At 61.4% G+C, this 25,996-nt stretch carries 21 protein-coding genes; 7 read left to right on the top strand and 14 right to left on the bottom strand.

Translation table 11 applies throughout. From position 1 onward, the window contains the following. The first annotated feature begins 5 nt into the window (after positions 1 to 5). Together ABCW43_RS25260 and ABCW43_RS25255 are read left to right on the top strand one after the other, a co-directional pair. A complete protein-coding gene (locus ABCW43_RS25260; protein ID WP_345929587.1) occupies positions 6 to 2,243 on the top strand; it encodes a glycosyltransferase family 2 protein in 2,238 nt (745 codons plus the stop codon). Next, positions 2,240 to 3,559 (top strand): glycosyltransferase family 4 protein, encoded by a 1,320-nt coding sequence (locus ABCW43_RS25255; protein ID WP_345929585.1) that lies wholly within the window; start codon positions 2,240 to 2,242, stop codon positions 3,557 to 3,559. Before ABCW43_RS25260 ends, ABCW43_RS25255 begins: the two co-directional genes overlap by 4 nt. Before the next feature lie 221 nt (positions 3,560 to 3,780). Here ABCW43_RS25255 and ABCW43_RS25250 read toward each other — a convergent pair whose 3' ends face one another. Continuing rightward, on the bottom strand, positions 3,781 to 4,737 hold the full coding sequence (locus ABCW43_RS25250) for an alpha/beta fold hydrolase domain-containing protein (RefSeq protein ID WP_345929583.1): 957 nt from the start codon (positions 4,735 to 4,737) through the stop codon (positions 3,781 to 3,783). Positions 4,738 to 5,132: 395 nt separating this feature from the next. Between ABCW43_RS25250 and ABCW43_RS25245 the strand changes: the two genes are divergently transcribed. Both ABCW43_RS25245 and ABCW43_RS25240 read left to right on the top strand, forming a co-directional pair. After that, entirely contained in the window at positions 5,133 to 6,491 is a 1,359-nt protein-coding gene (locus ABCW43_RS25245) for an NfeD family protein (RefSeq protein WP_345929581.1), read from the top strand. A gap of 29 nt (positions 6,492 to 6,520) precedes the next feature. Next, on the top strand, positions 6,521 to 7,294 hold the full coding sequence (locus tag ABCW43_RS25240; RefSeq protein ID WP_345929579.1) for a slipin family protein: 774 nt from the start codon (positions 6,521 to 6,523) through the stop codon (positions 7,292 to 7,294). A gap of 86 nt (positions 7,295 to 7,380) precedes the next feature. On the opposite strand, the gene ABCW43_RS25235 is transcribed toward ABCW43_RS25240, so the two are convergent. From ABCW43_RS25235 to ABCW43_RS25210, 6 genes are all read right to left on the bottom strand, one after another. Beyond that, positions 7,381 to 8,364 carry an ABC transporter ATP-binding protein gene (locus ABCW43_RS25235; RefSeq protein ID WP_345929873.1) on the bottom strand — a complete coding sequence of 328 codons (984 nt, stop codon included), beginning with the start codon at positions 8,362 to 8,364 and terminating at the stop codon, positions 7,381 to 7,383. Positions 8,365 to 8,377: 13 nt separating this feature from the next. Further along, the gene (locus ABCW43_RS25230; RefSeq protein ID WP_345929577.1) at positions 8,378 to 9,346 is read right to left on the bottom strand and encodes an ABC transporter ATP-binding protein; all 969 of its coding nucleotides are present in this window, start codon (positions 9,344 to 9,346) and stop codon (positions 8,378 to 8,380) included. A gap of 11 nt (positions 9,347 to 9,357) precedes the next feature. Then, positions 9,358 to 10,569: an ABC transporter permease gene (locus ABCW43_RS25225; protein WP_345929575.1), complete on the bottom strand. Its 1,212-nt coding sequence runs from the start codon at positions 10,567 to 10,569 to the stop codon at positions 9,358 to 9,360. Next, complete coding sequence (locus ABCW43_RS25220) at positions 10,566 to 11,549, bottom strand: ABC transporter permease (protein ID WP_345929573.1); 984 nt, start codon at positions 11,547 to 11,549, stop codon at positions 10,566 to 10,568. The genes ABCW43_RS25225 and ABCW43_RS25220 overlap by 4 nt, the downstream gene beginning before the upstream one ends. Beyond that, on the bottom strand, positions 11,549 to 12,952 hold the full coding sequence (locus tag ABCW43_RS25215; RefSeq protein ID WP_345929571.1) for a class-II fumarase/aspartase family protein: 1,404 nt from the start codon (positions 12,950 to 12,952) through the stop codon (positions 11,549 to 11,551). Before ABCW43_RS25215 ends, ABCW43_RS25220 begins: the two co-directional genes overlap by 1 nt. A gap of 68 nt (positions 12,953 to 13,020) precedes the next feature. Next, a complete protein-coding gene (locus tag ABCW43_RS25210) occupies positions 13,021 to 14,628 on the bottom strand; it encodes an ABC transporter substrate-binding protein (protein ID WP_345929569.1) in 1,608 nt (535 codons plus the stop codon). Between the two features lie 127 nt (positions 14,629 to 14,755). Between ABCW43_RS25210 and ABCW43_RS25205 the strand changes: the two genes are divergently transcribed. From ABCW43_RS25205 to ABCW43_RS25195, 3 genes are all read left to right on the top strand, one after another. Then, positions 14,756 to 15,634: a LysR substrate-binding domain-containing protein gene (locus ABCW43_RS25205; RefSeq protein WP_345929567.1), complete on the top strand. Its 879-nt coding sequence runs from the start codon at positions 14,756 to 14,758 to the stop codon at positions 15,632 to 15,634. A gap of 134 nt (positions 15,635 to 15,768) precedes the next feature. Next, on the top strand, positions 15,769 to 16,722 hold the full coding sequence (locus ABCW43_RS25200) for a dihydrodipicolinate synthase family protein (RefSeq protein ID WP_345929565.1): 954 nt from the start codon (positions 15,769 to 15,771) through the stop codon (positions 16,720 to 16,722). A gap of 38 nt (positions 16,723 to 16,760) precedes the next feature. Next, entirely contained in the window at positions 16,761 to 18,203 is a 1,443-nt protein-coding gene (locus tag ABCW43_RS25195; RefSeq protein ID WP_345929563.1) for a sulfatase family protein, read from the top strand. A gap of 103 nt (positions 18,204 to 18,306) precedes the next feature. Here the strand turns inward: ABCW43_RS25195 and ABCW43_RS25190 are convergent, their stop codons facing one another. The 7 genes from ABCW43_RS25190 to ABCW43_RS25160 form a co-directional block, all read right to left on the bottom strand. Then, positions 18,307 to 19,275 (bottom strand): ABC transporter ATP-binding protein, encoded by a 969-nt coding sequence (locus ABCW43_RS25190; RefSeq protein ID WP_345929561.1) that lies wholly within the window; start codon positions 19,273 to 19,275, stop codon positions 18,307 to 18,309. Positions 19,276 to 19,278: 3 nt separating this feature from the next. Then, complete coding sequence (locus ABCW43_RS25185) at positions 19,279 to 20,289, bottom strand: ABC transporter ATP-binding protein (RefSeq protein ID WP_345929559.1); 1,011 nt, start codon at positions 20,287 to 20,289, stop codon at positions 19,279 to 19,281. Next, positions 20,289 to 21,209: a dihydrodipicolinate synthase family protein gene (locus ABCW43_RS25180; protein ID WP_345929557.1), complete on the bottom strand. Its 921-nt coding sequence runs from the start codon at positions 21,207 to 21,209 to the stop codon at positions 20,289 to 20,291. The genes ABCW43_RS25185 and ABCW43_RS25180 overlap by 1 nt, the downstream gene beginning before the upstream one ends. 10 nt (positions 21,210 to 21,219) lie before the next feature. Then, positions 21,220 to 22,131 carry an ABC transporter permease gene (locus tag ABCW43_RS25175; protein ID WP_345929555.1) on the bottom strand — a complete coding sequence of 304 codons (912 nt, stop codon included), beginning with the start codon at positions 22,129 to 22,131 and terminating at the stop codon, positions 21,220 to 21,222. After that, a complete protein-coding gene (locus tag ABCW43_RS25170; RefSeq protein WP_345929553.1) occupies positions 22,097 to 23,056 on the bottom strand; it encodes an ABC transporter permease in 960 nt (319 codons plus the stop codon). Before ABCW43_RS25170 ends, ABCW43_RS25175 begins: the two co-directional genes overlap by 35 nt. 72 nt (positions 23,057 to 23,128) lie before the next feature. After that, positions 23,129 to 24,715, bottom strand: a complete 1,587-nt coding sequence (locus ABCW43_RS25165; protein ID WP_345929551.1) for an ABC transporter substrate-binding protein — start codon at positions 24,713 to 24,715, stop codon at positions 23,129 to 23,131. 30 nt (positions 24,716 to 24,745) lie between these two features. Then, positions 24,746 to 25,486: a FadR/GntR family transcriptional regulator gene (locus tag ABCW43_RS25160; protein ID WP_345929871.1), complete on the bottom strand. Its 741-nt coding sequence runs from the start codon at positions 25,484 to 25,486 to the stop codon at positions 24,746 to 24,748. Between the last annotated feature and the right edge of the window lie 510 nt (positions 25,487 to 25,996).

Here is a 25,996-nt window from a genome sequence, read left to right as displayed (position 1 = left end):
AAGGCGTGCTGATTACAGAACAATCCCCCGCTGTCACCGCCCCCTCGACGGGCAGGCATGCGGTGAGCAGGGCAATACGCTCCGGAAGGGTTATCGGCTGCCGTATCGACGAGGCAACCTTGCTGATCGTCGGCCTTGGCCGTGTCACGGCCGGCGAGGTAACGGTCGGCGTCGGCGAGGATCAGGCCGTCACGCGAAGCTCGTTTGTCTCGGAATGGCGACTGGCCGCACCCTCGCCGCGGGCCAGGCATGGGTTCGCAGCGCTCCTTCCGGCCGTGGACACGGACCTGGCCATGACCACGATCCGGTTCGGAGAGGAGGAGACGGGCGCACGCTACATTTTTGCGCCCCGGCTGGCTTCCGCGGAGGAAGCAGCCGCGCTTGTGGTCGAGTCCGCCGGATCTCAGTCAGCCGCCGTCCTCAACCGGCTGATGGACGCTCTGATGGTCGGCAATGTAAGCCGACGCCGACTTTTGACCATAACCGCGCTTTTGCAGTCAGCCCACGCCAGCGATGGTTTCATCGAGTTGATTGGCGAGAGCCATGATGGTGCGGCACTCCTGCAGGGCTGGAGCCGCGGCATGGCGCCAGGTCCTTGCCGGGTCTCCGTGGTCGGTAACGTGACACCGGTGGTCGCAGAATGCGGTATCGCCATCTTTCCTCGCCCCGACGCTCCCGACGGCGCCTCCGGTTTCGTCGGCCTTATCGAGGCCAGCCAGGCTACCCGCGCTCCCGACATCGAGGGGCTGGTCTTTCGGGGGCGCGCCGGCTGGCGGTATGTTGCGGTTCATCCCCGAAAGCGCATAGCCGGCCCGCTGGAAACCCCGGAACACATCCGGTCGATTTTGCTGCGAACCCAAAGCACTCCGGACGTGCTTCTGTCCCTGCGAGCAGCCGCCAACAGCTTTGAGGGCAAGGAAACCGTCTCCAGCCTGCCGTATCCCGTCCGGATGGGAATAGACAGTGCATTTGAGACGGATGGAGGAAACCTCCTCGTCTGCGGCTGGCTTTATGACCCCGACGGCCACGTCGCAACGGTAAGGCTGCGCCGACGCGATGCTGCGGCTCGCCTCGACGAGGGCTGGACGCGCTTCGATCGCCCCGATGTCACCGACAGCTTCAACGACCAGCAGCACTTCGCGCCGAGCCTTCTGAGCGAACAGCGCGCGCATGGCTTCATCGCCCATGCCCAATTGCCGCATGAAGATCCTGGTGCGCCCCTCTACTTCGAACTCACGCTGCACGATGAGCGCCGTGCGTTCCTGCCGTTGAAACCAATGCGGGTTTCGGCGCGCTCGGCGGTATTGCGCCAGATCGGCTCCATCGATCCTGCGAACTATGCGCTGCCGGCGATCGTCGATTCACAGATTGTCCCGTTCCTCGGGCGATCCGGAAGATCGACGCCGGTCATAGAGACAATCCTAGATGCCGGCTCCTTCGACGAGGAAGGCAGCCCGCCGATCGTCATCGGCGCGGGAGAGAGCGAGGAGGACATTTCCCCGCTGCTGGCCTTGCTTGCGCTCGATCCGGAGACCCGGCGCGTGCCGATCGTGATCGCCATGCCGGCGGAACGCTTTCGCAGGCAGGGTGCCCGCCTCAGGGAGCTCGCGCGGTTCTATGGCCTTTCGGCCACGCTGGTGTCGGCGAAGGGAACAGGCGACGTCTACGACATGCTGGAAGCTGGCACGCAGGCGCTCTCCTGTGAAACGGTCGTGTCGCTCTCCGCCTCACTGATCCCGCGCGGGACAGGCTGGTACGGCAAGCTCCTGGCCACGGCCGCGACGCTGGAAGGAAGCGTCGTCTCGCCCGTCCTGGTTTACGAAGACCATTCCATCCGCTGGGCGGGAAGCTGGATCGATGACGGCAATCGCGACGAACCCGTCGTGGGCCGCTATACCGGATATCCCCTCAAGGCGGCTACCGACATGAAGCTGACCCGCATCGCATCGGCCTCGCTCGAGTGCTGCGTCATGCCTCGGGATGCCTTGTTGCGCGCCGGCGGCTTTTCCGGCGGTTATCTGGGTGCGCAGGAAAAGGGTCTGGATCTCGGCCTCCGTCTCAGCCGCTGCGGGTTTGACTCCTATTTGCTGCCATCGGTGCAGATGTGGGGCTGCGACGACGCACGCGACGGTGACAGTCCGGCGATGGCGGCCCTGGTGGAAGAGATCGATCGAAAGATCTTCAGGAGCCAATGGTTGCCTATCCTCACCGCTGAAAAGCACCCGGAAAAGGGGCCCGCATGAACGAGCAGCTTCGCGTCCTTGTCGTCTCGCATGGGCACCCGACGGTTTCGCTCGGTGGGGCGGAAATCGCATCTCACAACCTGCATCGCGGCCTGAACGCGTTGCCGAACGTGCAATCGGTTTATCTCGCACGGGTCGGCCACCCGGTCCCGCGGCATGCCTCGTCCGCGCTCATGAGCCTTCGCCTTGCCGAGGATGAGTTGCTGTTCCACGCGGACGACTACGACCACTTCTTTTTATCCAACGGCGATACCCAGGCGATCAGCCGGGACCTCTTGCGTTTCGCGCGCGATCTCCGGCCGCATGTCATACATTTCCATCATGTTCTCGGTATTGGCCTTGAAGCCCTCTACGCCCTGAGAGAGGCGTTTCCGCACGCGGCCATCCTCGTCACCTTCCACGAATACCTGTCGATCTGCCATAATCACGGGCAGATGGTGAAACGGCCTTCGGGCCAGCTCTGCGAAACGGCATCCCCGGCCGCCTGCCACGGCTGCTTTCCCGACATTCCCGTCTCGCGCTTCCTCAAGCGGGAGCTGTTTGCGCGCGGAATGCTCGGCCTTGCCGATGCCTTCGTCTCCCCCAGCCGGTTTCTGGCGGAACGCTATGCCGCATGGGGCATCGAAAAGGACAAGCTCAGCGTGATCGAAAACGGCATCGCCATGGAAACAGCCGCCCCCGCGCGCGAAACGCAAGGTCCCAACCCGCGCCGCAACCGCTTCGCCTATTTCGGACAAATGACGCCGTTCAAGGGAGCCGACCTCCTGATCGACGCCGTTTCGCGCATCCCGAAGGAGATATGGGGCGAAGACTCCTGCCTGATGATCTTCGGCGGCAACCTCGAGCGGCAGCCGATCGAATTCCAGGAGCGGATGAAGAAACTTGTCGCGGACGCAGGCGACCGCGTCCGTTTCTACGGCGCTTACCAGAACGCGGATGTGCCGCGTCTCATGCGTTCGGTCGACTGGGTGGTTCTGCCGTCCGTCTGGTGGGAAAACTCGCCCGTCGTGATCCAGGAGGCCCTGCTCCATCGCAGACCGATGATCACGTCCGACATCGGCGGGATGGCCGAGAAGGTGCGTGACGGAAAAGACGGCCTGCACTTTCGCGCCGGCAGCAGCCAGGACCTCGCGGACCGCCTCGTTGAGGTCTTGGGTGATGGCCAAATCTGGAAGCGGCTGCGAGGCTCCATGCGACAACCCGCCGACCGCCTCGCCTGCGCGCAGGAACACATCAAACTCTATCGCACGCTGCTGCGGCGCAAGCTCGACACCGCCATGACCGAGAGCCCAGCGCTTCTTGCGCACTCGTTTTGACGCCTCTCGCCTTGTGAAGCGCTGAAGGGGCTTCGATCGGGAGGGGATAATCAGCCCAACCCTTGAGAAGCCGGTCGGAAGATCGCCTGGAGGCTCCCTCCATGCAGACGAAAGTCCGCAAGGCCGTCATCCACCGCCGGTTTGGAACAAGGATGCTGGACCTGATGGGCTGTCACTCTTCAGCAAGACCGACTTGCCGAACAGGCTCGGCAACATTCGGATCACGAATGCGCAGCGCCATCCGCGCCTAGGCGGCGTGCCATACGGCTGTCCAGTTCCGCCATCCGGCGCGCGAAGCCGGCATTTTCCGGCTGGTATGTCATGGCGTCCACAAGCATGGTCCGCGCCGCCGCAAGCTCGCCGTCGCGGATGTGGCGGTTGGCCCGATGATAGAGGAAGTTTGCTCGCTCTATCGGAGAGAAAGCCGATCCGAAGCGTGCATGAAGCCGGTCGGCCCAGGCCCGATGCCGTGCGATCGCCGTCACCGCGATCTGATAGGGCCGCATCGGCGCCATGACCCGGGCTGCACGGGCCAGCGCGCGCAGGGCCGGAAGATCGTCCCCGCGGCAGGCCTCGATTAGCGACTGGGCGCGCGCCGTTCCGGTGAACGCCCGAACGGTACCATGGCCGGTCATGTGGACCGGCACGAGGTGCGTCCTTTCCTGCAGCGTCGCGATTCGCGCCGCATGCTGGTGATCGACGGCGTGGAACGGATCGAAGAAGAGATAGGCCCGGCCGGCTGCGTGATCAGGCGCGATCCCCATCTTGGCGTGGAGGTCGGGCGAAAAATGGCGGGCAAACCTGCCGTCGAAAGGAACGGCTTTCGGATCGATCGAAACTTGCGGGCAAAAGGCGATGGCAACGGCGGCGTTGAAGCGCCTTCGATATCGCAACGCCGCGTAGCCGCCCTGCGAATGCCCGTAGAGAATGCGCTCCGGCGCTGCGGCAAGGATCGGCTCGGCCGCCTCGACAGCCTTCACGACACTCGCCGCGGGAAACCAGTTGGGCCGTCGGCTGATGAAGCCAAGCGCCGAAATGTCGGCTTTTTCGCAGAACCGCTGCCCCCAGAAGCGGCTGCCGTTCGCCTTCATTTCCATCTCGTTGAAGGTGACGAGAAGATAGGAAGATGATCCCGGACGATGTATCACCTCCAAATTTTCATCTGAAAATACCAGCATGTGGCGACTCACCGGATAATCATGGGAAGTATACTTCAACATTTGAAATATACGACATATTCGGATAATATATAGAAAGACATACCTGAATTCAACTTCGAATCCATGCTTGCACCTTAGCGATATATTTCTTCGTCGCTTACCCCAGGCTACAGAAGAGGTTTGTCCTGCTCGCAGCGCTATTGCTCATGTCCAGCATCCATGCGTGCCGTGTCTCTCCCGGATGCCGAAGAGACACGGCATATGACTTCGTTAAACGCCTGGGTGAGCGGCCGTTCTTGAGATTCTTTCTGAAACCGGAAGACTTTCGACTTACTATCCGGTCCTGCTGACACATATTCTCGATAATGAACACTCGACGGAAGACAATAGGGAGTTTGGGGTTCTGGCGGCTGATGTCTCGAGCCGTCGCTTTTTTGCTTGCGCTGCCGCTTTTCGGTCTGGCCGCCACGCCGTCGTCGGAATTGGGACAGGTGGCGATCGTGCTGAAATTGAACGGCGCCGTCGGTCCAGCGACGGCTGACTATGTGAAACGCGGTCTTCAACGCGCCGCCAATCAGCACGCCGGCCTCATCGTCCTGCAGATGGACACACCCGGCGGTCTCGATGCATCGATGCGCGACATCATTCGCGCGATCCTTGCCTCCCCCGTCCCTGTCGCGAGCTTCGTAGCGCCGAGCGGAGCGCGAGCCGCCAGCGCCGGCACCTATATTCTTTATGCGAGCCACATCGCGGCAATGGCGCCGGGCACCAATCTGGGCGCGGCGACGCCGATATCCTTGGGCGGAGGGTCCGATGAAAGCCCGGATGCCGGCAAGGAAAGCTCAGGTAAACCGGACAGTACGCAGGGGCGACCTTCACGTAGCGCCAGCGAAGCAAAGGCGATCAACGATGCAACCGCCTATATCCGCGGCCTCGCGGAACTGCGCGGCCGCAATGCTGACTGGGCGGAACGTGCCGTGCGCGAAGCCGCGAGCCTTTCCTCGGACGCCGCCGTGCGCGAACATGTGATCGATTTCACCGCCACCTCCATTGAAGATCTTCTGGCGCAGGCTCGAGGTCGCGTCGTACGGGTCGGCAATACGGATGTCCGGCTCGAAACTGCCGGTCTTGACGTTCAGGATTTCGAGCCGGATTGGCGAACCCGATTGCTTTCGGTGATCACCGACCCGAACATTGCGCTTATCCTGATGATGGTCGGTATCTATGGCTTTATCTTCGAGTTTCTTACCCCAGGGACATTCCTTCCCGGCACGATCGGAGGTATCTGCCTGCTCCTCGGCCTCTATGCCCTCGCCTTGCTACCCACGAACTATGCGGGCATTACGCTGATCGTTCTCGGTATCGGGCTGACCGTCGCCGAGGCCCATTCACCGTCCTTCGGTGCCCTCGGCCTGAGCGGAGCGGCGGCGCTGGTGCTGGGCGCGACGATCCTGTTTGATACGGATATACCGGGTCTGGAGGTTTCCTGGCCGATCCTTGGGAGCGTCGCGCTTGCAAGCATCGTCCTCAGCCTCATCGTTGCCCGCCTTGCCTTCATCTCACATCGGCGCCACGTGGTCACCGGTACGGAACAGATGATCGGTATCGACGGCAAGGTGATCAGTTGGGAGGGCACTTCAGGCTACGTCATCGCGCACGGCGAGCGGTGGAAAGCAGTCTCCGCCGAGCCGTTGGCCGCCGGAAACGATGTACAGGTAACCGGCCGGAAAGGCTTGACACTCGAAGTCACCCCTGTTGCGCAGCAGGATTGATAACTTTCGAAAATCAGGGAGGAAAAGTCATGGGCATGTTTGCAGACTTCGCTTTCTATCTCGTAGTCGTCCTTCTGCTGCTGCTCGTCATCGCGTCCGCAATCAAGATCCTGCGGGAATACCAGCGCGGCGTCGTTTTCACGCTCGGCCGCTTCACCGGCGTCAAAGGCCCGGGGTTGATCTTTCTCATCCCTTATGTGCAGCAGATGGTCCGGGTCGATCTACGCACGCGCGTCCTCGACGTTCCCAGTCAGGACGTCATCTCCCACGACAACGTCTCTGTCAGGGTCAATGCCGTGATCTATTTCCGGGTGATCGATCCCGAGAAGTCGACGATCCAGGTCGAGGACTTCATGATGGCAACGAGCCAGCTGGCCCAAACGACGTTACGCTCGGTGCTCGGCAGGCACGATCTCGACGAGATGCTGGCGGAACGCGACAAGCTCAACCGCGATATACAGGAGATACTCGATATCCAGACCGACGCCTGGGGCATCAAGGTCGCCAATGTCGAAATCAAGCATGTCGACATCAACGAATCCATGATCCGTGCGATCGCCCGACAGGCGGAGGCCGAACGCGAGCGGCGGGCCAAGATCATCAATGCCGAAGGCGAGCAACAAGCCGCAGCGAAACTGCTGGAGGCAGCCGAAATCCTGGCAAGGCAACCAGAGGCCATGCAGCTTCGTTATCTCAATACGTTGAATGTCGTTGCCGGCGAGAAGACCTCGACGATCATCTTTCCATTCCCGATGGAATTCAGCAATTTTATGCTGCTCAAGTCGGATAAATCACCGAAATGAAAAGCAGCTCCAGAAGGAAAGCATGATCCGCATTCAAGCGGCAAAATCCGGCACACGTGCATCCGGACATTCGGCGGCGATAATACTCAATCCGATGCGACATTCAGGCAAGCATGAACGTGACCCGGCGTGATCGCGCGCAGTTCCGGCCGGATTCGGCGGCAGTGATCGGTGGCAATCGGACAACGCGGATGGAAATGACAGCCGGATGGCGGGTTGAGCGGCGACGGTATCTCGCCCTGTATCGGCATGAAGCGACGGCGCTGCATGGAAATCTTCGGCATGCCCTCGAGCAGCATGCGCGTATAGGGATGGGTGGGCGACGCGAAGAGCTGTTTCGTCTCGGCAAGTTCCACGACCCGTCCCAGATACATGACCGCAACCCGGTCGCAGAGATGGCGGATGACGCCGAGGTCGTGACTGATGAAGATCATCGCCAGGCCGCTGTCACGCTTGATATCCATCAGAAGGTTGATGATCTGCGCCTGCACGGAGACGTCGAGCGCGGCGACCGCCTCGTCGCAGATCAGCATGTCGGGCTTGACGGCGAGGGCCCGGGCGATGCCGACGCGCTGGCGCTGGCCACCGGAAAACTGGTGCGGATAGCGGCCGATGCTGTCGGCCGGCAAGCCGACGCGGGCGAGGATGTCGCCGACGTAGTCCTTCACCTTCGAACGCGGTACCAAGCCGTGCAGCACCGCCGCTTCGCCGATGATATTGCCGACGCGCAGTCGCGGATTGAGCGAGGAAAGCGGGTCTTGGAAGACCATCTGGATCTTCAGCGCATCCCGCTTGCGGGCGAGGAAACTGTCATAGGTTTCGCCGCGGAAGCGCCGCTCCCCGGACGAGACCGGCAGGATGCCGGCGATCATCCGCGCCAATGTCGATTTCCCGCAGCCGGACTCGCCAACGACGCCGAGCGTCTCGCCTTCTCGCAATGTCAGCGAGACATTGTCGACAGCGCGAAGCACGGTCGGCTGGCGATTGCGCAGGAAATGGTCCGCGAGATCGCGAAGCGGGCTGCCTCCGACCGTGAAACTGCGCGACAGGTCTTTTGCTTCGAAGATCATCTCGTTCACGGGGTCAATCCTCGAATGGATGGTAGCACCAGATGCGGTGGGTTCCGGAGAGCTGCTTTGCCGGCACCGGCTCGCCGCAGATTTCCGATACCCGCTCGCAGCGGTTCGCGAAGGGACAGCCCTTTCCAAGCGCAAGCAGCGACGGCATGTTGCCAGGGATCTGCTTCAGCTTCTCTCCCGGCGCGTTGCGCGACGGTACGGAATCGAGAAGCTTGCGGGTGTAGGGATGACGGGCGGAACCGATGATCTCCTCGGTCGTGCCAATTTCCATCATCGCCCCGGCATACATGACCATGATCCGGTCGGCGAGCTCCGACAGCGTCGAAAGGTCGTGGGTGATCCAGATCATGCCGAGGCCACGCTCATCGATCTGCCGGCGGATCTGGTAGATGATCTGTGCCTGGATCGTCACGTCGAGCGCGGTCGTCGGCTCGTCGGCGATGATCAGGTCCGGCCCGAGCAGCAGCGCGATGGCGATAACGATGCGCTGCCGCATGCCGCCGGACATCTCGTGCGGATAGGCGGTGAGCCGTTCCTCGGGCGAAGGGATGCCAACCGACTTCAGCGCCTCGATGCAGCGGGCGTGCATGTCCTTGTGCGGAACGTTCTCATGGGCCTCGATCGCCTCGTACATCTGGTCGCGGACGCGCATCAGGGGATTGAGCGTCATCAGCGGGTTCTGGAAGACCATGGCGATCCGCCGGCCGCGATAGCGGCGCATCGCCTCGAAATCGAGCTTCGTCAGGTCCTCGCCGTTGAGGCTGATCGAACCGGAAACGATACGGCCCGGCTCATCTATCTGGCCCATGACCGACATGCCCGTCACCGACTTGCCGGAACCGGATTCGCCGACGATACCGAGCACTTCGCCTCGCGCCAGATCGAAGGAAATGTCGCGCACGGACTTGATGACGCCCTGGCGGGTGAAGAACCAGGTATTGAGCCCGTCGACCTGGAAGAATGGTTCGCTCATCGGCGGCCCCCCTAGCGGTCCAGCCGCGGATTGTTGAGATCGCGCAGCCGGTCGCCGAGCAGGTTCATGGCGACGATCATCACCAGCAGCACGACGCCCGGATAGATGCTGATCCAGTATTTGTGCGAGAAGATGAACTCGTAGCCGCTCGCGATCAGCATGCCGAGCGATGGCCGAGTGAGCGGCAGGCCGACACCGAGGAAGCTCAGCGAGGATTCGAGCGAGATAGCGGCCGCGATGTTCAGCGTGAAGAGCACAATGATCTGCGGCATGCAGTTGGGCAGCACATGGCGCAGCATGATGCGTGTCGGCGAAAGACGCAGACAGCGAGCGGCCTCTACATATTCCTTGCCGAGTTCGCTGATCGCGAAGGAACGCGCCGTTCGGGCATAATAGGACCATTGCACGATGACGATGGCGAGCACGACCTTGCTGACCCCGTTGCCGAGGATGGCGAGGATCGCCAGGCCGACGAGCAGCGCCGGAAGGCCGAGCATGAAGTCGACGGCGCGCATGATGATCGCGTCCGTCAATCCGCCCCGCCAGGCCGAAAGAAGCCCGAGCCCCGTGCCGATGACCATGGCGGCGCCGGCGGCGACAAGCCCGACGAAGACGCTGATCCGGATGCCGTAGAGGATAGCGGAGAGCATGTCGCGGCCGAAATTGTCGGTACCGAGGCGGAAGACGAAGTCCGTCTCCTGATCCAGCGACTTGGCGATCGCGAGGAGCGTGGCGTTCGCAGGCAATGGATTGCTGGACGTGATCCTGACCTCGTTTCCCTCCGGATTGTCCACCGTCCACCACGGCTGGATCGGGTGTTTCTTGCCGCCTTCGACGGTAGCACTGGCCGGAAGATTGCGAATCTGCAGGTTGGCGAGCTTCGCACCTTCCGGCCGGACACCGACGCTCATGCAGTTCGCCCCACAGGGCTCGGCCGTCAGCGAAAGGCGGGTCCCGGCCGGCGAGACCGGTTGGATGGTTGCCTTGCCGCCCTCAAGGCGGATAGTGGCACGTGCCTCCTCGCCCGGCAGCATCCGCTTTGAGCCCGTGGGCTTCAAGGCATCGGAGAGCTGAAGCTGGGTTAGGTCGTACGGATCGGTCAGCGCTATCAGCGGCGCGAAGATCGCGCAAAGCACGAAGAAGAGGCTCACCGCGAGGCTGATGATAGCGGAGCGGCTTTCGGCAAAACGCGCCGCATAATCTGTGAAACCGCTCGTGCTCATGCCACTCTCCGCCGCAGAACGGATTTGACGCGCGGGTCGATGACCATCTGCAGGATATCGACGATGAAGTTGATGAAGATGAACAGGAGCGCCGTGTAGGTGAGCTGCGCGACGATCATCGGCCGGTCCAGCACCTTGATCGAATTGATCAAGAGCTTACCGAGGCCCGGCCAGGAGAAGACCGTCTCAGTGATCACCCCATAGGCCAGAAGGTTGCCGAGTTCGATGCCGGTAACGGTGACGAGCGGCACCAGCGCGTTGCGCAGGATATGGCCGATCACCACCCGGCGGCTCTTCACACCCTTGGCATAGGCGAACTTGACGAAATCCAGGCGCAAGATTTCCATCACCGCGGCGCGCGTCACCCGCATCAGCAGCGACATCTTCAGGAGGGCCAAGCTGAAGGCCGGCATGATGACATGCGACCAGCCGTCGAGCGTCCAGAGGCTGGAGGTGATACCGAAATGGGTTGCGAGCTGACCCCGGTCTCCGACCGGCAGGATCGGCAGGGCGATGCCGAAGGCGACGATCAGCAGCATTCCCTGCCAGAAGGTCGGAATGCTGACCCCGATCAGCGAAAAGGCCATAATGCTGCGACCGAGCAGCGATTGCGGCCGAAGGCCCGCATAGAGCCCGGCTGGCACGGAAACACCAATGGCGATGACGAAGGCTATCAGACCGAGTTCCAAGCTGGCCGGCAGGCGCTGCAGCAGGATGTCGACGACCGGTTCCTTATAGACGAAGGACGAGCCCCAATCCCCCTGGACGGCGTTGACCAGGAAAACCAGATACTGCTCCCAGAGCGGCTTGTCGAGGCCAAGCGCGGTGATGGCCGCCAGACGGTCGGCCTCGGAGGCTTCCGACGAGATTAGAATATCCACCGGATTGCCGATCAGCCGCACCCCGACGAACAGCACGATCGACAGGACGAGCACCACGATGACGCTTTGCAACAGGCGTTGCAGTACGAAGGACAGCATCAGGGGTCGGCCTTCAGGTAGGCGTTGATATTGCGTTGCTTGGCGGTCGGCATGGACCCCGGTGTAATGTCCTGCACCAGCGACCCGAAGTGCAGCGCATATTCGGCGCATATGCCGCCCGCACTGCCGGTTTCAAGCCGCTCCTCGATCTCGGAACGGATCGCCGAGCCACCCGGCAGCTGCGCCAGTTCCTCCAGGAAAGGCGCCTTGCCGTCCGCCGCCGCGATCGCGGCATCGTGGACGAGCTCGTGGCCGCGGTGCTTGCCGAGGGTTTCGCCGAGCCGCATCATCGCAAACTCGCCGAAGATTGCCCCGTGCGACAGGTCCAGATTGGCCCGCATCCGCTCCGTATCGACATGCAGGTCGCGCACCAGGAGTTCGGTCCGCACGAGGATTTCGGACATGGCCGCAACGACTTCGGCCAATCCGTCCTCGAACATCTGGTTGGCGCTTCCGTCCGATTCGAACGGGCGATGGGCGGTCGCCATCAGCGTCGCGGCACAGGAATAGAGCCTGTTGCTGCTGGCGATGATGCCGTAGCAGAGGATCGGGTTGATCTTCTGCGGCATGGTGGAGGAGCCGATGGTACCCTCGATGCGCCCCTCGTGCAGTTCTCCATATTCCTCCGAGGAACTCTGGTAGATCTCCTCTGCGATCTTGTGGCAGATGGAAGCCGTCAAGCCGAGCGCGTTGACGTATTCGCACATATGCGTGCGGATCGCCCGCGACGGGATCGCCATCTCGCCCATGCCGACAAGCACGGCAACGCGAGTCTGGAAGGCAGGGCCCCGCCTGCCGAGCGCCGAGAAGCAGCCGACCGCGCCGCCGCTCATGACCACAAAGGCCCGCTTTTCAGCCTCCTTGAGCCGATCCGCGGCCTGCAGAAACTCTTCGATCCAGACAGCCACCTTGAAGCCGAAGGTGATCGGCACGGCATGACGGAAATGGGTGCGCCCCGCCATGATGGTGTTCGCATGGGTGCGGGCATGGCGGCCGAGATGACGCAGGATGTCGGCAAGAAAGCCGTCCATAGCGACCTGCGCACGCTTGGCAAGCAGCAGCAGCCCCGTCTGGATAATGTTCTGCGTGGTGATGCCCCAATGAACGTACCCGCCGTGCTCGGGACCACAAAGCCGGACAAGCTCGTTGATCAGCGGCATCAACGGGTGGCGGGTCGTCCGGTAACCGGCGTCCAGCCGCTCCATGTCGAGACACTCACAGCGGCAGTGGTCGGCAATGACTTTCGCGGAAGCGGCGGGGATCATGCCGAGTTCGCCCTGGGCCAGGGCCACGGCCTTCTCGACATCCAGGAAGGCCTGATACATGGCCCGCGGCGCGAATGCGTCTCGCAGTCCCCGATAGTCATATTGCGACGTCAGGGCGTCGTTGAATTCAGTACCCATCTGGCTTCTTGCTTTCATGAAAATAGCGGCAGGACCGCCATTGCGGTGCCGGCCCTGCCGGTGCCGCCTCACTCGGGATGCGCGGTGTAGAAGATGTTGGTCAGGTTGGCGTTGGCGTCATAGTGGACGCCGTTGCGCACGCCCCAGACGCCGAACTCGTGGTACAGCGGCACATAACCGTCGTCCTTATAGACCTGGGCCACGGCGGAACGGAGCAGCGCTTCCCGCTTGCCATCGTCGAGCGTCGACTGGGCGTCTTCCAGCGCCTTGTCGGTGACCTTGCTGGAATAGCGTCCGCGGTTGGCGCCGCCCCACCCGCGATCGGGATTGCGCGTGCCGGCAAGATTGATCATCTGGCTCAGCCCCTCGCCGGTATCGGCAGCAGCGCCGGCCAGATAGAGACTGAACTCATAGGCGCTCGCCTTGGTGAAATAGATGCTGAAGGGGAAAGTCTCCAGCGTTACGTTCAAGCCGATCTGCGACAGCATCGCGGTCACCGCCTGGGCGACCTGGGCGCCGTTGACGTAACGGTCGCTCGGAGCATTCAGCGTCAGCGAAAAGCCGTTGGGATAGCCGGCCTCGGCCAACAGGCGCTTGGCTTCCGCCGGATTATAGGGATACGGCTGCAGACCCGGGTCATAACCGAAGACGCCATCGACGACGATCTGGCTTGCCGGCTGCGCCATGCCGCCCATGACGGTCTCGGCGATCTGATCACGGTTGATGGCAAGATTAAGCGCCTTGCGAACGCGCGGATCGAGGAAGGGGTTCTTGCCATCCGTGCCGGAGACCTTCGGCGTCTTTTCCTGGCCCTGGTCGGGCAGCAGGAAGATCAGCAGCGTCGAGGGCATGGACGACAGATGATATTTGCCCGACGATTGGATGCTGTCGACGCTGTTGATCGGCACGGCGTTGATGACGTCGACCGCACCCCCAAGCAGCGCGGCGATGCGGGCGCTGTTGTCCGGCAGGGATTTGACCAGCACTGAATCATAGGCAGCCGACGCACCGTAATATTGCTGATTTCGTTCCAGCTCGATCTCGACATCGGGCGTGAATTTCCTGACGCGGTAGTGGCCGATGCCCGGTGACGTCTTGCCATTGTTGAAATCGCCCGTCGCCAGCCAGTTGTCGTTGCCGCAACTCTTGTCGTCGTAAGTCAGCGTGCGGCCGGTCGGGTTCTCGACGATGCCAATATAACTCAGGTTGCGCAGCAGGTTCGGATCGGGTTTCTTTGTCGTGATCTCAATCTTGCCGCCGCCCGCGTCCTTGATGCTGCCGATGGTCGAAATGAAGCTGCTGAACAGGCCGGGGCTGTTCGGCACGTTGCGCACCCGGCAGAGCGAATAGATCACGTCGTCGGCGCCCAGTGGATTACCGTCGTCGAATTTCGCCTTGGACTCAAGGTCGATCACCCATTTGGTGTCGCCCTGGATCTCCCAGGATTTCGCAAGCCGCGGTTCGACATTGCCGTTGACGCCGTTGGCGTAGACGAGCGCATCCGAAATATTCTCGCGAAGATCGAAATTATAACCCGCCCGGTGGAAATGCGGATCGGCCGAGGTGGCGAGCGCCGCAAGGCCGACGCGCAATTGCTCGGCGGAAGCCGCGGCGGGGACCAGCGAGGTCGCGGCCGCAAGCGCCAGGCCGAAATATGCCAGTGAAAAGTCCTTCATGGTTCCTCCTCCCATTCGTTGCGCAGGACCGTATCGCCGCATCGCCGCCGGAAAAATCGAAATTTTCTGGCTTCGATTGAGTTTTCCTCAATTGAACGCTAGAAATGGCGGCGGGAGGAAAATTCCAATGCGAACAAGGCGTAGAGGGTTGCCGCCGATGACCTCGCTGCCGGTCTTCGAGGCGGTAGGCCGGCACATGAGCATCGCAAAGGCTGCGGACGAACTCTGCCTGACGCCGGGGGCCGTCAGCAGACAGATCCAGAACCTCGAAACGTTCCTGGGCTGCGATCTGTTCGAACGGATGCACCGGAGGATCGCGCTCACGCCCGCCGGCGAAGTCTATTGGGCAAAGATCCATGCCTCCCTGGGCCAAATCCGCGCCGTCACCAGCGACCTGTCCGTCAGCGTCGACCTCAAGCCGTTGGTGATCGGCAGTCCACGGGTCTTTCTGCAGAAATGCATCATGCCGGCGCTCGGAACGCTCTATGCGCGCCACCCCGACATGGTCGTGAAATTCGTCACCGGCAGGCAGGATCCGGAGGGATTGGACGGCCTGGTCTATGTGGGCGAGACGGAGATCAGAAAAGGGTTCTTTTGTGAAAAACTCGCCGATGCCGACCTCATGCCGGTCTGCAGCCCGGCCTATCTGCGTCGCGCCCCACCCCTGGTGACACCCGATGATCTGGAACGGCACGTGCTCCTGCGGTCGGCCGAATTCACCCGCAATTGGGAACGCTGGCTTGGCCACCGCACGCAAAGAATATTCGCCCATACACGTTTCATCGACCTGGAGAGTTCCGGGCTCGAATTGACCGCCGCCGTCGAAGGCCTCGGCATTGCGATCGTCCGGCAGAAACTCGTGAAGCAGGAATTGGCGGACGGCCAGCTCGTCTCGCTTTTCGAAGAACATATGGTCCACGAGCACTATGTCTTCATGTTCTCGGAGCCGAAGCTTCGCTCACAGAGTTTCCGCTTCTTCCGCAGTTGGCTGAAGGACGCCGTCTAACCGCAGTTTCTGACGTGGGTTACGATGTATCGACTTGTAGGATATCTTTCAAGTCTATAAATGGGAAGCCGAAAATGATGCCCCGGTGGGCAGTCGGCGACATCAGGCGACGAGGCGCTGCAAGGGAGGTGAACGTGGCGGTCACAAAACTGGAGCGGCAGGATAGCCGCTGGGGTCACATACGGGGAAATTGGGCGACGCTACTGCTGCCGATCAATGAAGACGATTCAATCAGTTTCTCGCGCCTGACCGACGCAATCGACCGACTGATTGCCGCCAGGGTGGACGGCATTTACTCCAACGGTACCGCAGGTGAATTCCACAATCAGACAGAAACGGAGTTCGGCCAAATTCAACAATTGTTGGCGGACCGCTGCAAGGCTGCGATGATGCCGTTCGTAATCGGTGCGTGCCAGCCTGATCCCCGCATATCCTTGGAACGTGTTCGACGGGCGGCAGGACTGAAACCAGAAGCCATCCAGGTGATCCTTCCCGACTGGTGGCCGGTGACGGCCGTGGAGGCAACCGATTTCCTGAAAATGGCCGCCGATGCGGCCGGCTCGGTGCCGTTGCTGCTCTACCAGCCACCACATGCCAAGCGCGTCTTTACCCCGGCCGAGCTGGCCGTCATCCTCGAATCGGTCCCGCAGGTTGTCGGCGTGAAACTTGGAGATGGAGATGCCTCCTGGTACGAGCAGGCCCGCCGGCATCTCGACCCCTGGGGCATTTATGTACCGGGGCATCATCTCGCGACAGGCGTAAAACAAGGCATTGCGGCCGGGGCGTTCTCGAATGTCGCCTGCCTCAGTCCGTTGGGAGCGCAGCGCTGGACTGCGTCCATGGCAGGCAACCTTGATCAGGCGCTCGAAATAGAACACCGGCTGCGCACCTTTTTGGACGACCACATAGCGCCTTTCGCAAAGGTGCACGGCTACTCGAACGCCGCGCTGGACAAGCTGCTGGCTGCGATCGGAGGATGGGCGGAGATCGGCACCCGGCTGCGCCGGCCTTATCGCTGGATCGATCCATCAGTCGTTCCAGCATTGCGGGAGAAAGCCAAAGCAGCCCTTCCCGAAATCATGCTGTGATCGTTGAGGTAAACATCGTGACACCGCCGAACATTCTGATGATCATGACGGACCAGCAACGTCGGGACACGCTCGGCATCTATGGCTGTGACTGGATCCCCACCCCCAATCTCGACCGACTCGGCGAAGCCGGAACGGTCTTCGCGCACTGCACGGTCGACAACCCCATTTGCACGCCTTCGCGTGCCAGTATTTTCACCGGCAAGCCCGTGCCCGATCATGCAGTGCGGCGGGTGCACGACAATCTGCCTGCGGAGGAAGTTTTGTTCACGAAGCGACTGCGGCAGGAGGCCGGCTATAGGACCGCGCTTTTCGGCAAGCTGCACGTCAGCAGCCGCGTGCAGGAAGAGCGCGAGCGACACCCGCATGATGGTTTCGATATCTATGAATGGTGCCTGGAGCCGTCAGTCTCGATGCAGAGCCCCCTCAACGGCTATGCGGCCTGGCTGCGCGAGACGGCGCCGGACTTCTTCGCCGCCCTTCAGCGCAATGGCCGAAAGGAACTTCATCATCCCGAAGCGGTGCACATGAGCAAGTGGGCGGCTGACCGGACCATTACCTTCATCCAATCGATGAAAGCAGAGAGACAGCCTTTCTTTTGCCTGATGAGCCTGTTCGACCCTCACGATCCCTATGAGGATTATCCCCTCACGTTCAGAAATTGCATAGATGCAGCGAAGATTCCGGACCCGGTCGTTTCGCGTACGACACAACCCGGATGCGTCCGTCAGGAGCAGCAGGGTTCCTATCTCGGACGTTTCTCAGATTTCTCTCCGGAGGAAATACGCAAGATCCGTCTCGGTTATGCCGCCTCCATTGCCTTCCTCGATGTGCAAGTCGGCCGGGTTCTGGCGGCACTTGACGAAGCGGAGATGACCGAAGACACGCTGGTTATCTTCATATCCGACCACGGCGACCAACTTGGCGATCACGGGCTCTTCGTCAAGGGAGTTGCACTCTACGAGCCTACCGTCGGAGTGCCGCTATTACTGCGTTGGCCAGGGCGCACCATCGCCGGCACCCGATGCACCGCACTTGCGCAAGGTCGCGACGTGGCGGCCACATGTCTCGCCGCAGCAGGCCTCGATACGCGATCCTGCCCCGAGAGCGAGGATCTGGTGGTCATGGCATCCCGGAATGCGGCGCGGCGCAGCAGCGCGATCTGCGCCTACCGCAACTCCGGCGTAAACGACAGCGGTAGTTTCTGGGACCCACCGATGCTGGCGACCATGGCGCGGGACCAGCGCTTCAAGCTGACGCTCTATACTAGCGGAGGATTGAGCGAGCGGGAGTTGTTCGACCTTCAGACCGACCCGCAAGAGACAATCAATCTCTCAGGCGATCCTGATTACACCGAAATCGAAATCAAGCTGCTCAACGACATCGCCGCTTTTCTACACAATGAAGCGGCGACGGCGACACCGCGGGCAACATCGTCCATCCCCAATGCGATCCAGCGGTTACAGAACAGAATTAAATAGGAGGAGCCCGCGTCGCGCGAGGATGAACGGCTGCGTGGAACACGAAGGACCCGCCGAACCTCTCCGTCTCGCTGACATAGCCGGCGGCATCGACGGCCAGCCGTCAGCCGAGGTCATCGCGGATGCAGGCCTTGAAATGCCCTTTCGCCCCTTCCCGCAGCGGCGGAACAATGCCCGCACAGGCTTCGATCGCGACCGGACAGCGGGTACGGAAGACGCAGCCGCTTGGAGGATTGGCCGGGCTCGGGATATCGCCCTTAAGGATTTGGCGACTGGTGTGCCTGGAAGGATCGGGTGACGGAACGGCCGAGAGCAACGCGCGCGTATAGGGGTGTTGCGGATTGGCATAGAGCTGGCGGCTTGGCGCCATTTCCATGATCCGCCCTAGATAGAGCACGACAACGGTATCGGCGACGTATTCGACCACCGCAAGATCATGCGCGATGAAGAGCATGGTCAGGCCGAGCCGCATTTGCAACTCGCGCAGCAGATTGACGATCTGCGCCTGGATGGAGACATCGAGCGCCGACACCGGCTCGTCGGCGACAAGCAGGTCAGGTTCGAGCGTAAGCGCCCGCGCAATGCCGATACGCTGGCGCTGGCCGCCGGAAAATTCGTGCGGATAGCGGGAAATCGCATCGGCAGGCAGGTCCACCGATGCGAGAGCCCGTGCAGCCTTTGCGATCCGCTCCGGCTTGCTGCCGGTCCGCTGGATATCCAGCCCTTCGGTGAGGATTTCGCCGATGGTCATTCGCGGCGAGAGGCTGGCGAAGGGATCCTGAAAGATATACTGGACGCGCCGATGCAAGCGGCGAAGTTCACGACCCTTGAGGCTCACCGTCTCGGCGCCGTCAAAACGGATGCTGCCGCCAGTCGGCGCGATGAGTTGTGCGACCATCCGGCCGATGGTGGTCTTGCCGCTGCCGGACTCCCCGACAAGGCCAACGACTTCGCCGCGTCTGATATTGAACGAGACATCCTCGACGGCACGGACGACCGGCCCCCGCCCGAACGCTACGGGTGCGAAATGTTTGGTCAGCCCGCTGATCTCAAGAAGAGATTCATCAGACATCGCTCAGACCTCCTGCCATCGGATACAGCGGCTGAACTGGCCCTCGCCTGCATCGGCAAGCGGCGGATAGGCCTGCGAACAGGCCTCTATGCGATAGGGACAGCGAGGGGCGAAAGGGCAGCCTTGCGGCAGGTTCATCAGACTTGGGACCGATCCGGCAATGGTCGGCAGCGGCGTACCCGCTTCTCTGAGAAGCGTCGCTGTCCCAAGCCGCGGCACCGAACGCATCAGGCCCTGGGTGTAAGGGTGACGCGGATGAGCGAAGACCCGGGCCACGCTGCCTGTCTCGACGAGCGAACCCGCATACATGACAGCCACGCGGTCGGCGACCTCCGCGACGACCCCGAGATTATGAGTGACGAACAGCATGCCCATGCCGCGTTCCTTCTGCAGCTGGTCGAGCAGGTCGAGGATCTGCGCCTGGATAGTGACATCGAGGGCTGTCGTCGGTTCGTCGGCGATCAGCAGGGTCGGGTTGCATGCAAGCGCCATGGCAATGGTTGCCCGCTGCCGCATGCCGCCCGACAGTTCGTGCGGATATTGACCGGCGCGCCGGCGCGGATCGGGAATACCAACATCCTCCAGCCCCCGGACGGCATCCGACAACGCCTCCCGATGGGACTTGCCGAGATGAATGCGGATCGGCTCGGCAATCTGCTCACCTATCGTATAGACCGGATTGAGACTAGTAAGCGGCTCCTGAAACACCATGCCGATGTCGTTGCCGCGTACCCGGCGCAGGGCTTCGCCGCCGATGGCCTGCAATTCGACGATCTCGCCGGACTTGCGTCGGAGACGCAGCGTTCCCGCGGCGATGCTGCCGACGCCGCGCGGCAGGAGCCCCATGATCGACAAGCTCGTCACCGATTTTCCCGAACCAGATTCTCCCACCAGCGCCACAGTCTCCCCGGTCCCCACCGCAAGGCTGAGGTCGCGGACGGCGGCGATCTCCCGATCACCGATGCGGAACACCGTCGTCAATCCGGAGATTTCGAGGATCGGTCCAGAGCTCATCATCGCTTCAGAAGGCCGGTTTGACGCAGGATGCCGTCGATGATCGCAGCCTCTTCGTCGTTGAGAGGTCGCTGCGGACGGGCCATGATATTGGTGTCGATGACGCCGAGTGCGCGCATGGCGGTCTTGAAGGCCCCTACTCCGGCAGAGCCCGCGCTGGTCCGTGGCAAGCTGACCCACACCATCTCGAAAAGCCGGCACAGCCTCTCCTGTTCCCGGCGGGCCGCAACGAAGTCGCCCGCCTGGCATAAATCCCAGAGGCGCACATAGCCGTGCGGATCGACATTGGCGAGACCGGGCACGATGCCATGCGCGCCCATGTTCACGACGCTGTCGGCGACGATCTCGGAGCCCGTCATGACGAAAAAATCCGGCAGATCGGCCGTGTCGGCCATGACATAGCGAAGGTTGCCGTCATCGCCGCTCGAATCCTTGAGGCCGATGACGGTGCCCTCGCGGGCCAGCGTGACCGTCGTCTGGCGTTCGAGCTTGGTATGAACGCAGACAGGAATATCGTAGGCGATAACCGGGATGTCGACGGCCTCCCGAATGTAGCGGAAGTGATCAATCGTCTCGGACTGGTTCGTGCGCGCATAGAATGGGGCGGTGACGACAACCGCATCGGCACCGGCCGACTGCGCCGTCCTTGCATGGGCAATCACACGCTCCGTCGTGGGATCGATCACGCCGACCAGGATCGGCACGCGGCCGCCCGCCTGCTTGACTGCATGTTCGATGATGCGGCGCCGCGTGACTTCGTCATGAAACACGACCTCACTGGTCGAGCCAAGCACGAACAGGCCGTGCACGCCACCACTCAGCAGATGGTCGATGGTGCGCGTGAAGGAAGGATAGTCGACCTCGAAAGCCGTCGTGAGCGGAGTGACGACGGGTGGAACGACACCGGTAAACAGGGGCATTTTCGACCTTTCACTTGAGTTCGGAGCGTGGGTCGAAGGCATCCCGAAGCCCATCGCCCACGAAGTTGATGGCAAGAACGGTCAGGACGAGCGCTCCGCCGGGAAACATCCATTGCCAGGGATAATTTTCGAGCACGTTGGTGGCGCGGGCCGCGTTTAGCATGTTGCCCCAGCTCGCCTCCGGAGGCATGACGCCGAGCCCCAGGAACGAAAGTCCCGCTTCAAGCAGGATTCCGCTTGCCACCTGCAGGGTGGCATAGACCACGAGAATATCGATCGTATTGGGCAGGCCGTGCCGGATCAGCAGATGCCAAAGGCCCGCTCCCATGCCGCGGGATGCCACGACAAAGTCGCGCTCGCGTAATTCCAGCAACCGGGCCCGTACCATGCGGGAGAGAACCGGCCACGACAGCAGCGAAATCACGAAGATGGTCGGCAGGATGCCGCTGCCGACGATCGAGGCGAGGACCAGGAGGAAAATCACCGGCGGCAAGGTCATGGCGAGATCAACGAACCGCATCGTGGCACCATCAACGAGACGTCCCGCAAAGCCGGCGATGGCTCCGATAAAGAAACCGATGAACGTGGAGACCACCATCGACACCGTCGCCACCAGCAGCGAAATCCGTCCGCCTTGCAGCAGCCGCGCCATGATATCCCGGCCCACCCCGTCGCTGCCGAGCCAATGGGCCGATGACGGCCCCCGGTTCATCGCCAGCAGGTCGATGTCATTGGGCTTGTAGGGCCACCAGAGATCATAGGTGAAGGTAAGCAGCAGGATCGGGACCAGGATGGCCAAGCCGGCTACGGCTGCGCCGTTTTCGAAAAAGCGGGAAAGCGCGCGTCGGATGGGGCCGGCCGAGCCGGTACGTATCAGGCTCGCCATCTTACGCCACCTTGATGCGCGGATCGACAGCAGCATAGGCGATGTCGGTGAGCAGGTTGACTATGATGACACAGGCGCCGGTGAGCAGTGTCGCGCACATGATCACGGGATAATCGCGCCGGACCACCGCGTTGATCATCAGGAGGCCCATGCCAGGCCAGTCGAACACGCTTTCTATGAAGATGGCGCCTCCGATGGCGATGCCGATGGTCGACCCGATCAGCGTGATCACCGGCAGCAAAGCGTTGCGGACGGCATGCTTGACGATGACCCAGAACTCACGAACGCCCTTGGCGCGCGCCGTCCGCACATAGTCCTGCGACAACACTTCGAGCAGAGAAGAGCGCATATATCGCATGATCAGCGCGCCATGACCGATCGACAGCAGGGTGGCCGGCAAGATGAGATGCGCCAACAGATCGCCGATGGAGAAGGGAGCGCCAGGCGTCAGCATCCCGCCGGCCGGCACCCAACGCAAAATGACCGCAAACACATAAAGCCCCAGCAAGGCCGTCAAGAAGGCCGGGCTCGAAATCCCGACAAATGCCGCCGTCGAAAGCGAGAGATCGGACAATCGGTTACGCCGGACCGCGGCAAAAATGCCGGTCGCGATTCCAACGACGACGGCGATGGCAAGCCCACTGAACATCAGCAGGACGGTCGGTCCGATCCGGCTCGCGACGAGTTGCAGAACCGGCTCTCCACTGCGCTGGATGGAATAACCGAAATCTCCGGTCAGGGCCGCAGCGAGCCAGGCGACATACTGCACCGGCAGCGGCTGGTCGAGACCGAGGCGCGTTCGCAACATCTCAACGTCGGATGCCGCCATTGGCACCGACGGATTGATGTAAGCATCGATCGGGTCGCCCGGCGTGAGCCGCAGCAGTATGAAGATAAGAACGGTCAGGGCCAGCAACATCAGCAGGCCGACAGCTGTGCGGCGAAGAAGGTATTGCAGCATGTTTCACCAGCAAGGTCCGCAGGGGATGCGGCCGGACGACCAAGCCCGACCACAACTTGATTCATCCTGGATTCAGGGAGCGATGTCCCATTTCTCTGGATGGGAGACAAAGGGGCCGCCGGCTGGAGCCGGTGTCCAGAAGAAGTCTTTGAGCTTGCTGGAGACGACTCCATAGCGGCTGGCGACCCACAACGGGCCCCAGGGAAGCTCGGCATTCATTTCCTTGCAGACCCGCTGCCATTTGGAATCCGCCTTGGCCGCATCGGTTTCCGCCATCGCTGTGTTCAACGCCTCGGTCAGCGCCGGCATCTCGACCCGCATGATGTTGTTGCCAACCGGCGGCAGTTGCGATCCGTTGAGCCCTACATTGAGAGAGGCCGGGTTGGGACCGTTTTGCAGGCCCGCATAAATCATGGGGAAATCCTGCCACTTGTCGCTTCGAACGATGCCGTTATAGGCCGGTACATCGAGGGCACGCGGCACCACGTTGATGCCGACCTGGGCCAGCATGGCCTGCATCGCCGCCATGACATTGGCAACCTGTGGCGTATTGTAGTAAGTCAGCCACGAGATCGGCTTATCGCCATTAATCTTGTCCCAGCCGGCCTGCGCCAGCAGGTCCTTCGCCTTCTGCGGATCGTAGGCGTAATTGATCAGTTCCTTCGGAACGATCTGCGGCGCGACATAACCGCAATTGGCGAGCTTGGCCGCGCCGCCGAACAGGCTCGAGACGATCGCGTTTCGGTCGATCGCGTGCATCACGGCCTGACGCACGCGCAGGTCCTTCCAGAGTCCAACCCTATGATTGAAGCCGATATAATTCACCACATAGGAGTCGCCCTCGATCACCCGGAAGTTGTCGTTACCCTTGAAGGTCTTGGCGTCATCGGGCTCGGCGAAGGTGAACTGGATCTCTCCTGCCCTGAGTGCGGCGACAGCCGAGGCAGCATTGGCAAAATAGCGGTTGATCAGGCGATCGACCTTCGGCTTGCCGCCTCGATAGCCTTCATAGGCAGCCATTTCGACATATTGATCGCTGACATATTTCACGAATTTGAACGGACCCGTCCCGATCGGCTTGGTCGACCACCAGGAGCTTTTGGCGATCTCGGCGACCGGGATCTGGGACAGCGCATGCTGAGGCAACATCATTACATAGCCGAGCACCGACAGGAAGGCGGAGTTGGGCTTGCTGAGCTTGACGATCGCCGTGTGCTGGTCAGGTGTCTCGATCGAAGCGACATCGGCGAGCCGCGCTGCGAAAAGGCCCCCGCTTTCGGCGTTTTTGGCAAGCTCGAGCGTGAATTTGACGTCCGCTGAGGTGAAAGGCTTGCCGTCATGCCATTTGGTATCGACGAGCTTGAAAGTGTAGGTCAGGTTATCCTGGCCGACAGTGAACTCCGAAGCGAGAGCGCCGACCAGCTTCGAGAGATCGGAATTATAGATGACCAGCGGCTCGAAATAGGTGTTGAGCCAGGTGAAGCCGGCCGTTGCCGTCATGGGATTGAAATTACCCTGAAACCCGCCAGGCCCGACGTCGAAGCCACCGGTGATGGTCTTGCCCGCTTGCGCCAATGCCGGCGTAGCCACCATTGCCGTGGTCGCAGCAAAAGCCAAGGCCGTTGCCGCCACAAGGCGACCGAAATTCCGTCTATTCATGCTCTCCTCCTCCTGTTTGTTTATTTTGGTTTATTGCTGAACCGGCTCGACCTCCTCGGGCCGGTTCTTCGCAATCACCCTCCTGATTCCGGAATAGTGGTCACTCAAACGCTTTCGGGCGGCCTCGACATCTCTGGCGGCGATGGCTTCGACGATCTCGTGGTGATCACGCCAGGTTGCCAGAGGGGTGGGACTTGCCAGATTGGCGAAACCCGAGGCCTTGTAGAAGGCGGACCAGAAGATATCGATCAATGCGCTCAGCATCTTGTTGTTCTGGCAGCGGAACAGAAGCTGATGAAACTGCTGGTCCTCCTCGGCAAAGCTCTCACCGCGTTCCGCACGCTCGCGCATGCGATCGCTAATGCACCGAAGCTCGGCAATATCCTCCTCATCGATCATCTCGATGGTCCTGTCGATGAGGCCGGTTTCCAGCACGCGCCGGATCTCCTGCAGCTCCTCCACATCACGCAGCGACGCCTGCAGCCCGTAGGCAAGATTGTCCAGCAGCGGCTCGAACGAGAACTCCCTGACGAAAACACCGATGCCGCGCCGCGTCTCCAGGATACCCACCGACTCTAGCGCCTTGATCGCCTCCCGTACCGAGTTGCGCCCAACACCCAATTGCTGCGCCAGGAACGTCTCCGGCGGCAGGGCCGCACCGGCCGTCAGCTTATTGTCCTCGATATAGTCGCGCAGGCTTTCCTGCACGCTGACGTGCAGAAGCGGCGGACGCTCCAGCGGCTTTATCGGCTTGGCCAAAAATTGCTCCATGTGCAGTTTAACAGTCGAATGAGATTGCATCTATATCGACTTGTAGGATATCTAGCAAGTCTATAAATAACGAAAGCGGATTTGGGAAAGCGGGCCTATGCCCAGTCCAAGCAGGATCATCGCCGGAAGGGCAAGTGTCAGTGGCATAGGTATGAGGAAAACCAGGCCGCCGAGAATGGCAAGGAGAGCGGCGGGTTGATGGTTTGAGCAAACTCGATCGGCGTCAGCCAGCCGAGGCCAGAGTGCGGGCGGTGATCACGGCGGTCTCGATAGGGATCGAACCGACGACGACTCAATCAGACGACCTAATGGCCCGGAAATCGATATTTGCGAGTCCTGTTTGGAACTCAGGGTCGCAGATCCAAAGCTTTAAACGGTCGCCAATAGGAAAATCGCAGACCACATCAACCGAAGAGGCCGACGCTGGCGATGTAGCAGCTCCCTGGAAACCCTGCCAAGATCTTAGGATCCAAATTGATCGAGCAGACAGGAAACGCTCTAAGCCAGACA

Source organism: Neorhizobium tunisiense (genome assembly GCF_039631515.1).
Lineage (GTDB): Bacteria > Pseudomonadota > Alphaproteobacteria > Rhizobiales > Rhizobiaceae > Neorhizobium.
This window is presented reverse-complemented; position numbering and strand designations above follow the sequence as displayed.